The sequence below is a fragment of the Achromobacter sp. RT286_PF genome, from assembly GCF_059760425.1.
In genome coordinates, this window is the sequence record NZ_JCBAMR010000050.1 from 1 (window position 1) to 12,773 (window position 12,773).

The 12,773-nt window shown below is 66.2% G+C and carries 13 protein-coding genes; 3 read left to right on the plus strand and 10 right to left on the minus strand.

The annotated features are described in order from the left end of the window. Positions 1-78: 78 nt before the first annotated feature. The 6 genes from AC6LJY_RS25260 to AC6LJY_RS25285 form a co-directional block, all read right to left on the minus strand. Entirely contained in the window at positions 79-1,662 is a 1,584-nt protein-coding gene (locus tag AC6LJY_RS25260; RefSeq protein ID WP_498137025.1) for an ArnT family glycosyltransferase, read from the minus strand. 234 nt (positions 1,663-1,896) lie between these two features. After that, complete coding sequence (locus tag AC6LJY_RS25265) at positions 1,897-2,697, minus strand: ABC transporter permease (RefSeq protein ID WP_498137026.1); 801 nt, start codon at positions 2,695-2,697, stop codon at positions 1,897-1,899. Then, positions 2,688-3,305, minus strand: coding sequence for an ABC transporter ATP-binding protein (locus AC6LJY_RS25270; protein WP_240433872.1), 618 nt, complete (start codon positions 3,303-3,305; stop codon positions 2,688-2,690). Before AC6LJY_RS25270 ends, AC6LJY_RS25265 begins: the two co-directional genes overlap by 10 nt. Before the next feature lie 48 nt (positions 3,306-3,353). Beyond that, positions 3,354-4,106 (minus strand): amino acid ABC transporter ATP-binding protein, encoded by a 753-nt coding sequence (locus AC6LJY_RS25275; RefSeq protein ID WP_046807336.1) that lies wholly within the window; start codon positions 4,104-4,106, stop codon positions 3,354-3,356. 49 nt (positions 4,107-4,155) lie between these two features. Beyond that, entirely contained in the window at positions 4,156-4,809 is a 654-nt protein-coding gene (locus AC6LJY_RS25280) for an amino acid ABC transporter permease (RefSeq protein WP_006219374.1), read from the minus strand. Between the two features lie 21 nt (positions 4,810-4,830). After that, positions 4,831-5,625, minus strand: coding sequence for an amino acid ABC transporter substrate-binding protein (locus tag AC6LJY_RS25285; protein WP_498137027.1), 795 nt, complete (start codon positions 5,623-5,625; stop codon positions 4,831-4,833). Between the two features lie 320 nt (positions 5,626-5,945). Between AC6LJY_RS25285 and AC6LJY_RS25290 the strand changes: the two genes are divergently transcribed. After that, complete coding sequence (locus AC6LJY_RS25290; RefSeq protein ID WP_120155793.1) at positions 5,946-6,335, plus strand: hypothetical protein; 390 nt, start codon at positions 5,946-5,948, stop codon at positions 6,333-6,335. Further along, positions 6,332-7,186 (plus strand): redoxin family protein, encoded by an 855-nt coding sequence (locus AC6LJY_RS25295; RefSeq protein WP_498137028.1) that lies wholly within the window; start codon positions 6,332-6,334, stop codon positions 7,184-7,186. Before AC6LJY_RS25290 ends, AC6LJY_RS25295 begins: the two co-directional genes overlap by 4 nt. A gap of 4 nt (positions 7,187-7,190) precedes the next feature. Here the strand turns inward: AC6LJY_RS25295 and AC6LJY_RS25300 are convergent, their stop codons facing one another. The 4 genes from AC6LJY_RS25300 to AC6LJY_RS25315 are packed head-to-tail and all read right to left on the minus strand — an operon-like array spanning position 7,191 to position 11,665. Further along, complete coding sequence (locus AC6LJY_RS25300; protein ID WP_498137029.1) at positions 7,191-7,505, minus strand: Zn-ribbon domain-containing OB-fold protein; 315 nt, start codon at positions 7,503-7,505, stop codon at positions 7,191-7,193. Then, on the minus strand, positions 7,502-8,656 hold the full coding sequence (locus AC6LJY_RS25305; protein ID WP_498137030.1) for a thiolase family protein: 1,155 nt from the start codon (positions 8,654-8,656) through the stop codon (positions 7,502-7,504). The genes AC6LJY_RS25300 and AC6LJY_RS25305 overlap by 4 nt, the downstream gene beginning before the upstream one ends. After that, positions 8,653-9,966, minus strand: a complete 1,314-nt coding sequence (locus tag AC6LJY_RS25310; RefSeq protein WP_498137031.1) for an MFS transporter — start codon at positions 9,964-9,966, stop codon at positions 8,653-8,655. Before AC6LJY_RS25310 ends, AC6LJY_RS25305 begins: the two co-directional genes overlap by 4 nt. 37 nt (positions 9,967-10,003) lie before the next feature. Then, positions 10,004-11,665, minus strand: coding sequence for an AMP-binding protein (locus AC6LJY_RS25315; protein WP_498137032.1), 1,662 nt, complete (start codon positions 11,663-11,665; stop codon positions 10,004-10,006). A gap of 164 nt (positions 11,666-11,829) precedes the next feature. Between AC6LJY_RS25315 and AC6LJY_RS25320 the strand changes: the two genes are divergently transcribed. After that, complete coding sequence (locus tag AC6LJY_RS25320) at positions 11,830-12,756, plus strand: LysR family transcriptional regulator (RefSeq protein WP_223265061.1); 927 nt, start codon at positions 11,830-11,832, stop codon at positions 12,754-12,756. Positions 12,757-12,773 lie beyond the last annotated feature (17 nt).

Below are 12,773 nucleotides of genomic sequence, written 5' to 3' on the forward strand. Positions count from 1 at the left end.
GCCTTGGTAAGGCTGCCGGCTTTTTTATGCGTGCAAGGCTGTGGTAGCGGGCGTATCGCGCGTATCGCGCGTATCGGATCAGCGCGCGCCGCCGCACATCCGTTGGCGGAAAGCGGTGTCGATGTCCAGCCGCCAGACCGCGCGCGTAGCGCCCGGCAGGCGCGGCGCCACGCCGCTCAGTGCGGGATAGCGTCCGGCGTCGTCGTCGCGGCCCCAGATCCAGAAACGCGTGCCATCAGCCGACGCGCAAAGCCGCGCGGTCAAATCTTCGTTCTGAATCAATACCCGCTTGCCGACGACCGGGTCGAACACCGCCGCGTCGTACAGTTCCTTGCGCCAGTTGTCGCGCGTGGGAATCTCGGGGTCGTTCCAGTTATCGACGATCCAGGAAGGTTCGGACGCCTTCGTGTAGAAGCCCAGATCAAACGGCAACGCATGCAGCGCCACTTGCATGTCTTGCGGCCGCATGTCGCCGCGCAGTTCTTTCATGGTGGGGCCGACGCTACCGCGCGGGTTGTTGGATGCCACGATGATCGCGCCCAAGCAGATGATGGCCGCCACGACGATGGCAATGCCCACGCCCCGGCGCTTGCCGGCTGCCCAGGCGGGCGCGATGCGCTCGGTGATCAGAAATGCCAGCGGCGGAAACACCGGCAGCACATAGCCGATCAGCTTGGATTGCGGGATGGAAAAGAACACCATCACCACCGCGATCCAGATCGCCATCAGCCGGCGCAGCCCATGCGGATCGGCGTCACGCCAGAACGCGCGCGTGAAAATCGCCGCGCCCCAGATCGACCACGGCAAGGCAAGCCCCACCACAATCGGCACATAGAACCAGATCGGCTGCGCGTTGTTGAAGCCGCTTTGCGCGAAGCGTTCAAAGTGCTGGTAGACGAAAAAGTAATGGTAGAAGCCGGGAAACTTCATCTGCATCAGCGCGAACCACGGCACGGCAACCACGGCGAACGCCAGCAAGGCCGGCACCCACAGCAAGGCGCGCATGCCGCGCCAATCTCGCCGCAGCAGCAGCCAGGCCAGCACGATTGCGCCGGGCAGCGCCAGCCCGATCAGCCCTTTGGCCAACACGGCCAGCGCGGCCAGCACACCGGTGGCAATCGACATGCCGCGAAACGGCCGGCCGTCGGCGCGCCGCAGGGCCGTGTCGGCGGCGGCCAGCACGCACAGCGTGATCATGCTGGCCACCAGCATGTCCATGTTGGCAAACTGCGCCGCGCCAAAGAACAGCGGCATCAAGCCCAGGACCACGACGGCCCAGCGCGCCTGCGCCACATTGCGATAGCGCGACACGAACGCATACAGCCCCGCCCCCGCGCTCCACGCGCCCAGCAACGACGGCACGCGCGCGCTGAATTCATGCACGCCGAACAAGGCGTAGCTGATTTGCGCCAGCCAGTAATACAACGGCGGCTTGTGAAAATATGGCATGCCGTCCAGCAGCGGCACCATGGGAGACTGGCTGCGCAGCATCTCCCAGGCGACGCCGGCGTAGCGCCCTTCGTCGGGCAAGGTCAGCCAGCGCGCCCATGCCAACGCGGCCAGCCAGACGGCCAGGCCCAGCAGCACTTGCCAGCCGGGAATGGACGCTTGCGTCGCCACGCGCGGAACAGACCGGGCGGCGGGGGTCAGCACGGCGCTCATGCCGCGAGATCCTGCGCCGACGGGTGCGCGGCAAGGGGAAAAGCGCGGGGAAAGGCGCTGGGAAAGTCGCCCGCCAGGCGGGGCGAACCAGACTCAAAAGACATGAAAGTCCTGGGTAAGAAACGTTCGGAAAGGCTCAACATGGCACCTATTATGAAAAGGGTAGCGTCGAGTTCTCATGAAATTTCTTAAACCGATCTGAAATATTACGCCGCCCTGCCCGCCTTGGCTGCCCTATTTCGATGCCGACAAGCGGTCCAGCCGCAAGCGTCCCCGATCGTCCGTCAGCCTGCGCATGGCGCCGTAAGCTGCCCCCATGGCCGCCATGCCGCTGGCGCCGCACAGCAGGAACATCAGCAGGATCTGGTATTTGGCGGCGTCGATGGGGTCCATGCCCGCGATGATCTGCCCGGTCATGATGCCGGGCAAGGTGATGATGCCGGCCGCCGACATCTGATTGACGCTGGGCACAATGCCGCGCCGGACCGATTCGCGCAGCAACGGCGAAAACGCCTGATGCGGGGTGGCGCCCAAGGCCAGCCGCGCCTCGATGGCGAGCTTTTCGCGGCGCACGCCGGAAAGAACGCCGTCCAGCGCCAGGCTGGCGGCGTTAAGCACGCTGCCCAGCACAATGCCCACCAGCGCGATGGCGTAGCGCGGGTCGAACCAGGGTTCTGGCCGCAACGCCGTGCTCAGGATGAACATGGCCGTGATCAAGGTGGTGGCCGCCACCGCCAGCGTGCCGACCCAACCATTGCCATGCCCGGCCAGCCGCGCCTTGGGGCGGGCGGCCACCTCGCGCGCGGCCAGCGCCATCATCACCGCCACCACCAGCGCCGTCAGCATCGGCGTGGCATGCGCGAACACCACGCGCAGGATATGGCCGACCAGCAACAGCTGCACCACGGTACGGACCGCCGCCCACAAGACCTGACGTTGCAGGTTCAGCCGCAGGGCGAACGAAATTGCCGCGCACAGCAGCACCAGCAGCGAGGCAATGACCAGGTCCAGCGCTTGCAGTTTGATCACGTCCATAGCGGCTCCAGCTGGCCGTTGGTCATGCGCCACGTCCGGCGCGCCAGCCGCCGGGCCTGCTCGGCATTGTGCGTCACCATCAGCATGGCGCCGCCACTGTCCAGGAACTGTTGCAGCGCGGCTTCCACGGTGACGGTAGCGGCCTGGTCCAGCGCCGCCGTGGGTTCATCCAGCAGCAGCACGCGCGGCTGTAGGGCCAACGCGCGCACCAGCGCCAGGCGCTGCCTTTCGCCGGTGGAAAGCTCGTGGACCAGGGCGTCCAGCTTTTCGGGCGCCAGGCCCAGCGGCTGCATCAGGCGTTGCGCCTGCGCGCGGTCGGTGAAATGCGGCGCGACGTGATCGTCCCACCACCCCGCCTCGGCCTGGCAATAGACGACCTGACGCCGCCATTCATGGCCGCGCATTGCCGAACGCGGCCTGCCGAGCAGTTCGACCTCGCCATGGCCGGGGTCCAGGTCCGCGACCTGGCGCAGCAGCAGCGACTTGCCTGAACCCGACGGGCCCACAATGGCGCCGCACTCGCCGCCGGCAAGATCCAGGCTGACCGGGGCAAGGCGCTGGCTATACACGCCACGCAATCGCAGCATCGGCATGATGTCAGAGCGCATCCCCCCCTCCGGTACCGGTGCGCGGCGCGATGCCCGCAGCGGCGTTGCTTACAGCATGTGGGCCAGGAATTCCCGGCTGCGAGCGTGTTGCGGCGCACTGAAGAACGCGGCCGACGGCGCTTCTTCGACGATGCGCCCTTCGTCCATGAAGATGACGCGATGCGCCACTTCGCGGGCAAAGCCCATTTCGTGCGTGACGACCAGCATGGTCATGCGTTCGTCGGCCAGTTGCTTCATGGTGCGCAGCACTTCGCCCGTCAGTTCCGGGTCCAGCGCCGAGGTGGGTTCGTCGAACAGCATGATGTCGGGCTCCATGGCCAGCGCGCGCGCAATCGCCACGCGCTGCTTCTGGCCGCCCGACAGGCGCGTGGGATAGTTGTCGCGCTTGTTCAGCAGGCCGACCTTGCGCAGCAGTTCTTCCGCCTTGGGGATGATCTGCGCCTTGCTCATGCCCTTGACGGTGATCGGCGCTTCGATGATGTTTTGCAGCACCGTCATGTGCGGGAACAGGTTGAACGACTGGAACACCATGCCCATCTTGCGGCAGATGCGCCGCACCTCGGCGTCGCTGGCGTAGTGGCTGCGGCCGCCGTCAACGGCGCGCGCCATCACTTCGCCTTCGACTTCGATACTGCCTTCGTCGATGGTCTCAAGATGGTTCAGGCACCGCAGAAAGGTGCTTTTGCCGGAGCCGGACGGGCCGATCACCGCCACCACCTCGCCCTGGCCCAGCGTCAGCGAAACCTTGTCCAGCACGCGGTTGGCGCCAAAGGACTTGGTGATGTGGGTGGCCTGGATCATGACCGGGCGGGCGCCGGGGGTGCCGGCGGTGCCCGCGGCAAGCGGCGGATTACTGGTCATATTTGGCATAGCGCTTTTCCATGTGCTGGAAGAACCACGTCAGGACAAGCGTCATGAGCAGATAAAAGGCGGCGGCCACCAGGAACGGCGTGGTGGTGAAATCGCGCTGCACGATGCCGCGCGCGGTGCGCAGGATATCGTTCAACGCCAGCACGTAGATCAGCGACGTGTCCTTGACCAGCGTGATGGTTTCGTTGCTCATCGGGGGCAACACGCGCTGCACCATCTGCGGCAGCACGATGCGGCGCAGCGTTTGCAGATAGGTCATGCCCAGCACCTTGCTGCCTTCGTACTGGCCCCGGTCCACCGACTGGATGCCCGCGCGGAAGATCTCGGCAAAGTACGCGGCGTAGTTCAGCGCAAACGCCACCACGGCCGCCGGAAAGTCCGGCAGCCGCACGCCCACCACCGGCACGAAAGGCAGGGCGAAGTAGATGAACAGCATTTGCAGCATGAGCGGCGTGCCGCGCATGAGCCAGATGTAGCCGTTGACCAGGTTGCTAAGCAGCGGCCACTTCGAAATGCGCGCCAGGGCCAGCACCAACCCCAGCGGCACTGCCAGGGCCAAGGTGATGAAAAACAGCGTCAAGGTCACTTTCGCGCCTTCCGCCATCGGCCCCAACAGAGAGAGAACGTAGTCCATTTAAGAGAGGTCGCGCGCCGCTTACTTGATGATGTTGGCGCCGAACCACTGGGTGGCGATGCGGCCGGCGGTGCCGTCCTGCTTCATCGACTCCAGCGTCTTGTCCAGCTTGCCCAGCAGCTCGGTATCGTCCTTGCGCACGCCGACGCCGTAGTCTTCGGTGCCGAAGTTTTCTTCCAGCACGCGGTATTCGCCCGCACGCTTGCTGATCAGGTAGCGGCCCACCACTTCGTCCACCACGATGGCGTCCAGGCGGCCGGCGGCCAGGTCCATCAGCGCGGTGACGTTGTCACCGAACTTCTTCACGTCCTTGATCTGCGCGGCAACCGGATCCTTGGCGATGGCGTCCGTGGCGCTGCTGCCGTCCTGCGCGCCGACCGTCTTGCCGGCCAGGTCGTTCTTGACCTTGATGGGCGATGCGGTGCCCACGATGATGATCTGGTGGTTGGCCATGTACGGCGCGGTGAAGCTGATGTTCTTCTTGCGCTCTTCGGTGATGGTCAGGCCGTTCCAGAGAACGTCGACGCGCTTGCCGTTCAGCTCGGCTTCCTTGGCGCTCCAGTCGATGGGCTTGAATTCGACTTCGATGCCCAGGCGCTTGCTGGCTTCCTTGGCCATGTCGATGTCAAAACCGACGATCTGGTTGCTGGCGTCGCGAAAGCCCATGGGCGGAAAGTTGTCATCCAGGCCCACCACGACCTTCTTGGCGACGGCCGGCGTTTGGGCGCCCGCGGTCGGCTTGGCGTCATCGCTGGGGCCGCAGGCGGTCAGCATCGTGGTTGCGGACACGAGGAAAACAGCAGTCAGTTTTTTCATGGGTTCAGGTGTGCGAAGCGTAAGAATAAGAATGCCGGAATAAGAATGCCGGAATGGCAGGCCGGTCAGCCGCGAGCCGCCATTTTAGCGTTACTGCAAGACCGTGCCGGAAAGCGCCCGGGGCGGCCAGGATTGGTGTGGGAACGAGATGTCAAGGCGGCAGCGCGGGCCGGGAAGGAATGCAAGCCATGCTAGGCTTTGGTCGCTTGGAGCGGCTGGGCTGCGGGGAACGCGGGGAACACGGGGAACACGGGGAACACTCGGAACACCCGGAACACCCGGAACACCCGGAGCCCACGGTATACACACGGAGGACAGGCATGCAACTGAACATCAAGGACAACGGCGGTCGCCTCATCGGCGTGGCAAAGGTGAGCACGGGCACGGGCGCCGTGATGGAAGGCAGCTTCACGCCCATGCCCGACTTCGCGCCCTACGCGGCATTGTTCGCCGCCCGCGAAGAGGCGCAGAACGCGCCCGGGGCTGACGCGGCCGACCGGGCTGACGCGGCCAACCCGGCTGACACAGCGCCATCCTCCGGTATGAACGACGCAGCCGACCGCCTTCAGCGCGATATCGATGGCCACGGCTTCGTGGCGCAAGGCCCGATGCCGCTGCCCGGCACCACTGCCGTCCAGGCGCTACGCATCGCGGGCGACCGAATCCGCTTTACCTTGCAACACCCGCTGACCGCCAAGGCCGACGGATGAGCCCCGCCATCCGTATCGGCCCCCTGGTATTTCCCACCGAACTGGCGGTGTTGATCGTCGCCGGCCTTGTCGCGATAGTGGCGGCGCGTTTGATCAACCGCCGGCAAGACGAGGCCGCGCGCCTGTCCACGGTCTTGTGGCGCGCGCTGATCATCGGGCTGTTGGTCGCCCGGCTGGCTTTCGTCTGGCGCTACCGAAACAGTTACCTGCCCGACCCCATCAACATCCTGGACATCCGCGACGGCGGCTGGAACGGCATGGCCGGGCTGGCGGCGGCCTGGGTCTATGCGCTGGCCGTGGTGCTGCGCCGGCACGGGCCGCGCGCGGCGTTGCTGGGCGCGTTGGCCCTGGCCAGCGCAACCTGGCTCGGCGGCAGCCGCTGGCTGGCGCCCACGCCGCAGGCGCATCCAGAGATGACCGATATATTCGTCCATAACATGAACGGCGCGATGGCCGACCTGTCCGACTTTCGCGGCAAGCCTACCGTGATCAACCTGTGGGCCAGCTGGTGTCCGCCCTGCCGTCGCGAGATGCCCGCCTTTGCCGCCGCGCAGGCCGCCAATCCGGACGTCAACTTCGTCTTTCTGAACCAGGCGGAGGCCAAGCCCGAGGTGACGCGGTTCTTGAAGGACCATGCGCCGGCGTTGCGTAACGTGCTGATCGACCCGGGCGCCGAAGCGTCGCGCGAATTCAGCAACCGCGGGCTGCCCGCCACGCTGTTCCTGGACGCTCAAGGGCGGGTGATCGATGTGCGCGTGGGCGAACTGTCGGCTGCATCACTGGCGCAGCGGGTAGAGGCGACGCGGGCAGCAAGCGCGCGCGCCGCCGATGTGGCTGGCGCGGGCGACTGAATGCCTACAGCGCCCCCCAAGGCAGCGCGCGTCCGGCTACCATGCGCTCGAACAGTCGCAGGCGCTGGCCGATATGCGTCGGGCTGTCTTGCAGCCGCAGCACCAACACCGGCCCGTCGGGCAGTGCACGCGCCGTCCCGATAATGGCGACGGCGGTGTCCGCGCCCTCCTCGGCACTGGGTTGCGTCGTCCAGGCCAGCACCTCGCCCTCATTCACCGCCACCGCCTGGGCGCCGTCGTGGCCGCACGCCGGGCACCACAGGCGGGCGGGATAGACGCGATGGCCGCAAGCGCTGCATTCGTGCACATGCAGGCTCATGATTCCTCCCGGCTTAACACGGCGGCGTTGGCGCACATGCCGTAGCGCAGCTGCACCATGCCGTAGCCGGTGACGACGCCATGCCGTGCGCCCGGCAATTGGCGTGCACCCGCCTGGCCCAACAGTTGCCGCGCCACTTCGACCACGCCGTGCATGCCGCCCGCCGTCCCGGCCTGCCCGGCCGATAACTGCCCGCCCGCCGTGTTCACGGGCAACTGGCGCGTGGCGATACGGCGGGCGATGAACCCGGGCAAGTCGTTTGCGTCGGCATAGCCCAGGTCGCAAAGCTGCGCCACGGCCATCGCCGGATAGTCGTCGTACACGCTGACCACATCCATGTCTTGGGGACCCATTCCCGCCTCTTGCCACAGCCCGTCGGCCAGCTCGGCCACGCCGGTTTGCAGGCCGTCGCCTTCCTGCTGGTCGTGGTTATAGCGCGCGCCACTGGACATCAGCCGCACGTGCACACCCGTGGGCCGCGCCTGCAAGACCAGGGCGCTGGCCCCGCTGACAACCGGCACGCAATCCAGCCGCCCCAGCGGCGGCGCCACCACCGGCGCGTCCAGATACTGCGTCAGCGTCAAGGGCGCGCGATAGGCGGCGTTGGGGTTGTCGGCGGCCCAGGCGCGCTGCGCAACGCACAGCGCGCCGTAGTCTTCGCGGCGCAGCCCCGTTTGGGCCATCTGCCGCTGGGTCAGCATTGCGAACAAGGGATTGGGACCCTTGCAACCCAGCGGACTGAGATAGTCCTCTGCGCTGCGGTTGTATCCACGCACCAGCTGCGCGAAGTCCGCGCCGGTGAAATGGTCCCCGGACACCAGCACGATGGTCCGTGCCTGCCCCGCTTGCAATGCCAGCCACGCCTGCCGCAGCAGGTTGATGGCGCTGGCGCCGCCCAGTTCGTCCTGCATGCACCAGTGAAGCCGCAGCCCCAGCTGCCAGGCCAGGTCGATGGCGCGATCCGGCCGCAACGTGAACGATGCCACGCCCAGCCCATCCACCTGGGCGGGCGACAGGCCCGCGTGGCGCAACGCCTGCCCCACCGCCTGTGCCATCAAGCCCGCCGTGGTGCACGCGGCGTCGGGATGGCGCAGCGCGGGGGTTTCGCCCACCGCGACGATGCCGGGCCCGTCTGTGCCGGCCGGGCTCATTCCGTATCCTGCCTGGGCGGGTTACGGGTCAGCAGCAAGGTCACCACCGTGATGGCCGCCATGCCCATCAGAAACCACGCGACGGGCGTGGCCGATTCATATTTGCGCAGCAGCGCCATGGCAATCAAGGGCGACAGGCCACCGGCAAACACCGACGCCAGTTCATGCCCCAACGCCAAGCCCGTGTAGCGCACTTCGGCCGGGAACAGCTCGGCAAAATACGCGGGCTGCGTGCCGATCATGGCGGCGTGGCACACGGTGTTGCCCAAAAAGAACGCCAGGAAAATCCACAGCGGCTCTTTGGTCTGCACCATCCAGAAGAAGGGAAACGCCACCAGCAGCAGGCCGACGGACCCGATCAAATACACCGCGCGCCGCCCGATGCGGTCGGACAGATGGCCAAACCACACCAGCGTGCCCAGTTCGATGAACATGGACACCAGCACGCCGCCCAGCATCACATCATTCGAGATGCCCAGGAACTTGCCATAGGCCAGGGCAAAGGCCAGGAAAATGTACGAGCCGCCGTTTTCCGCCACGCGCAGGCCCATCGCCGTCAGCACCTGACGCGGATAGCGGCGAAACACCTCTACGGCCGGCATGCCGCGCTTGGCCGTTTTTTTGGCCTGCACGAATTCCTCGCTTTCCGGAATGTGCTTGCGGATGTACAGCCCTACGCCAAAGATCAGCACGCTAAGCAGGAACGGCAGGCGCCAGCCCCAGCTCATGAACATGTCCTTGGGCAATTGCTGCGCCAGCATGAAAATGCCGGACGACAGCACGAAGCCGCCCGCCACGCCCAATTGACTGAACGACGAAAAATAGCCGCGCCGCTTGCCGCCCACGGCTTCGCTGATCAGCAGCACGCCGCCGCCCCACTCACCGCCCGCCGCCGCGCCTTGCAACACGCGCAGCACCACCATCGCCACCGGCGCCCAGAAGCCGATCTGCTCGTACGTGGGCAACAGCCCGATCAGGAACGTGGCCGCGCCCATCAGGCCCAGTGTCCATTCCAACGCCAGCTTGCGGCCGTAGCGGTCGCCGATGTGGCCGAAGATCACGCCGCCCAGCGGGCGCGCCAGAAATCCCACGGCAAAGCCCGCGAACGCCCCCATGGTGCCCAGCAAGGGGTCGGTGCCCTTGGGGAAGAACAGGTCGCCGAACACCAGCGCGGCTGCCGTGCCGTAGATGAAAAAGTCGTACCACTCCATCGCGTTGCCCGCGACGGATGCCGCCACGACGCGCCGGGTTCGCTTGCGCTTTGCTTCGTCGTCGGCGGACAGCGCCGCCCCTTTGTATGCCATCGTCATTGCCGCCCCTTGGATTTTTGAATGGATGAATGGCGCGTCAGCGCGCCACGCGATAACCGGCCGCATCCCTGTCCCAGGTGTCGCCGGTAATACCTTCTTCCCGCAAACGGAACTTGCGGACCTTGCCGTTCTCGGTGCGCGGCAGATCGTCCAGCACGCGCACGTAGCGCGGCACGGCGAAATACGGCATGCGGGGCTGGCAAAAATCAAGCAGGCCTTCGGGCGTGGGCGCGTGACCGGTCTTGTAGACCAGCGCGGCCATCACTTCGTCTTCGGCCAGTTCGGAACGCACGGCGTACACCGCCGCCGTGGCGACGGCGGGATGCGACAGCAGCACCTGTTCCACTTCGTACGACGAAATGTTCTCGCCCCGGCGGCGGATGGCGTCTTTCATGCGGTCTAGAAAGCGGAAATAGCCATCGGCATCGCGCACGACGCGGTCGCCCGTGTGAAACCACAGGTTGCGCCAGGCGTCGACGGTCTTGTCGGGCATGCCGAAATAGCCGGTGGCAATCGCAAACGGCGGACGCGCGCGCAGCAGCAGTTCGCCCGGTTCGCCATCCGGCACGGGCGCGTCATGTTCGTCGGCGACGATGGCGTCAAATTCCGGCGCCACCCGGCCCATCGTGCCCGCGCGCTGGTCGGCCAGCACGCCGCCCAATGCAAAGTTGGTTTCCGTGGACCCATAGCCTTCCAGCAACGCCATGCCGGTGCGCTTAGCGAACACGGCATGAAAACGTTCGGGTACGCCGGGCGCCAAGGCAATGCGCGTGCGGTGGCCGCGTTCTGACGGGCGGGATTCTTGCGCCAGCAACATCGGCACCATGGCGCCCAGCAGATACGTGACGGTGGCGCCCGTGGCTTGCAGGCGGTCGAAATAGCGGCTGGCCGAAAACCGTTCGTCGCAGATGATGGACGCGCCTGTCACCAGCGCCTGGAAGCAGGCGTTCAGGGCGTTGGTGTGAAACAGCGGCAGGCTGGTGTAGAGCACGTCGGCATCCGAGATTTCCAGATTGCGCGCGGCGATCTTGCCCCACCAATAAAACTGCGCATGCGGACAGCACACGCCCTTGGACGGGCCTGACGTGCCCGACGTGTACAGAATGGCCAGCATGTCGCCCGGCTGGATCGTGGCGGCAGGCAATGCCGGCGTGTCGGCGTGCGGGGCCGGCGGCGGCGCGCTGGCGGGCACGGGCAATTGGCAATCGGGGTCGGCGGGATCCAGCAACCAGATCGCGCGCAGGGCCAATGGCGTATCGTGCGCGGGTTGTGCGGGTTGCGCGGGTTGCGCGTCCTGCACGGATTGCACTGGTTGCGCCGGCTGCCCAGCGTGCGACAGCGACGCCAGCGCCGCCACGGCCGGACAGGACGCCGCATCCGCCACCAACAACACGCATCCGCTGTTGCCCAACATGTGCTGCAACTGCATGCCGCGCGACGCGGTGTTGATGGGCACCACCACCGCGCCCAGCCAGCCGCAACCCAACACTATCGACAGGAACTCATGACGGTTGCCGGCCATGAGGCCCACGCGATCGCCGCGCTTGACGCCCGCGGCAGCCAGCCGCGCGGCCCAGCTTGCCGCATGCGCCGGCGCATCGCCAAATCGCAACGCACCGCCCGGCGCCTGCACCCACAGGCGGTCTCCCAAGCGGGCCGCCTGTTCCACCAACAGCGACGGTAATGTCAACGCATGCATGACGACGGTTCCCCCGTTGCACTCTTGTGTAGTTGCGGTCGCATCAGCGTGCAGGCGCGTCGCGGCCGGTGTGTAGCGTGAAATTAGTCTAGGAATCAACTATTTATGTGTCAAATTTATGGGTATTATTTATCTTATAAATGCGATTGATATCAGGGGCGTGCGTGGACTTCGACTTGAATCTCATGCGGGTTTTCCTGACCGTGCTGCACGAGCGCAGCGTGACGCGCGCGGCGCAACGGCTGAACCTGACTCAGCCGGCCGTCAGCTACGCGCTGGCCCGTTTGCGCGAACAGTTTGACGACCCGCTATTCGTGCGCACCGCCACCGGCATGCAGCCCACGCCGGTGGCGTTTGCGTTGGCCGACCCCATCGAACGCGGCATGAACAGCTTTGCCGAGGCGGTCAGCCTGCGCCAACAGTTCACCCCCGCCACCAGTACCCGACGGTTTCGGCTGTCGATGTCGGATATCGGCGAAATGGTGTTTTTGCCGCCGCTGATGGAACGCGTGCACGCCTTGGCGCCGCGCCTGCGGGTCGAGGTGCTTGAGGTTCCGCTGGAGCAACTGCCGCAGGCTTTGAAGGACGGCCAGGTGGACTTGGCCATTGGCAACCTGGCCGGGCTGGCGCGCCATACGTGCCACGCCGACCTGTTCAGTGAACGCTATGCCTGCATGGGGCGGCGCGGCCATCCCGTGCTGTCGGCGGGCTTGACGCGCGGGCAGTTCAAGCGGCTGGATCACATCCTGGTGGCCTCGCGCGCCAGTGCCCACCGGCTGCTGGACGATGTGCTGGGCGAAGCGGGCTTGCAACGCCAGCCGTACCTGACGCTGCCGCACTTCTCGGCCGCCGCCGAGATCGTGCGGCGCACCGATCTGACCGTGACGCTGCCGCATCGCGCAGCGCTTTGGTTCAACCGAGACAAGGCGTTTGAGATCCGGCCGCTGCCGATTGCGCTGCCGCCCTTGTCGGTCACCGTGCACTGGCATGCGCGCTTCGAGAGCGACCCAGGCACGATGTGGCTGCGGCGACAGGTCCAGGCCACGCTGGCCGACGCCGCGCCGGACGCCGCCTTGGCGGACCGCGCCTGATCTGCTCGAAGCGCGCA

What these genes read in the sequence shown, in the direction of transcription:
- AC6LJY_RS25280 (WP_006219374.1), bottom strand. Translation starts at nt 4,809, where the DNA reads ATGGACTACGTTCTCTCTCTGTTGGGGCCGATGGCGGAAGGCGCGAAA.
- AC6LJY_RS25285 (WP_498137027.1), bottom strand. Translation starts at nt 5,625, where the DNA reads ATGAAAAAACTGACTGCTGTTTTCCTCGTGTCCGCAACCACGATGCTG.
- AC6LJY_RS25260 (WP_498137025.1), bottom strand. Translation starts at nt 1,662, where the DNA reads ATGAGCGCCGTGCTGACCCCCGCCGCCCGGTCTGTTCCGCGCGTGGCG.
- AC6LJY_RS25310 (WP_498137031.1), bottom strand. Translation starts at nt 9,966, where the DNA reads ATGACGATGGCATACAAAGGGGCGGCGCTGTCCGCCGACGACGAAGCA.
- AC6LJY_RS25275 (WP_046807336.1), bottom strand. Translation starts at nt 4,106, where the DNA reads ATGATCCAGGCCACCCACATCACCAAGTCCTTTGGCGCCAACCGCGTG.
- AC6LJY_RS25290 (WP_120155793.1), top strand. Translation starts at nt 5,946, where the DNA reads ATGCAACTGAACATCAAGGACAACGGCGGTCGCCTCATCGGCGTGGCA.
- AC6LJY_RS25270 (WP_240433872.1), bottom strand. Translation starts at nt 3,305, where the DNA reads ATGCGCTCTGACATCATGCCGATGCTGCGATTGCGTGGCGTGTATAGC.
- AC6LJY_RS25295 (WP_498137028.1), top strand. Translation starts at nt 6,332, where the DNA reads ATGAGCCCCGCCATCCGTATCGGCCCCCTGGTATTTCCCACCGAACTG.
- AC6LJY_RS25265 (WP_498137026.1), bottom strand. Translation starts at nt 2,697, where the DNA reads ATGGACGTGATCAAACTGCAAGCGCTGGACCTGGTCATTGCCTCGCTG.
- AC6LJY_RS25305 (WP_498137030.1), bottom strand. Translation starts at nt 8,656, where the DNA reads ATGAGCCCGGCCGGCACAGACGGGCCCGGCATCGTCGCGGTGGGCGAA.
- AC6LJY_RS25300 (WP_498137029.1), bottom strand. Translation starts at nt 7,505, where the DNA reads ATGAGCCTGCATGTGCACGAATGCAGCGCTTGCGGCCATCGCGTCTAT.
- AC6LJY_RS25315 (WP_498137032.1), bottom strand. Translation starts at nt 11,665, where the DNA reads ATGCATGCGTTGACATTACCGTCGCTGTTGGTGGAACAGGCGGCCCGC.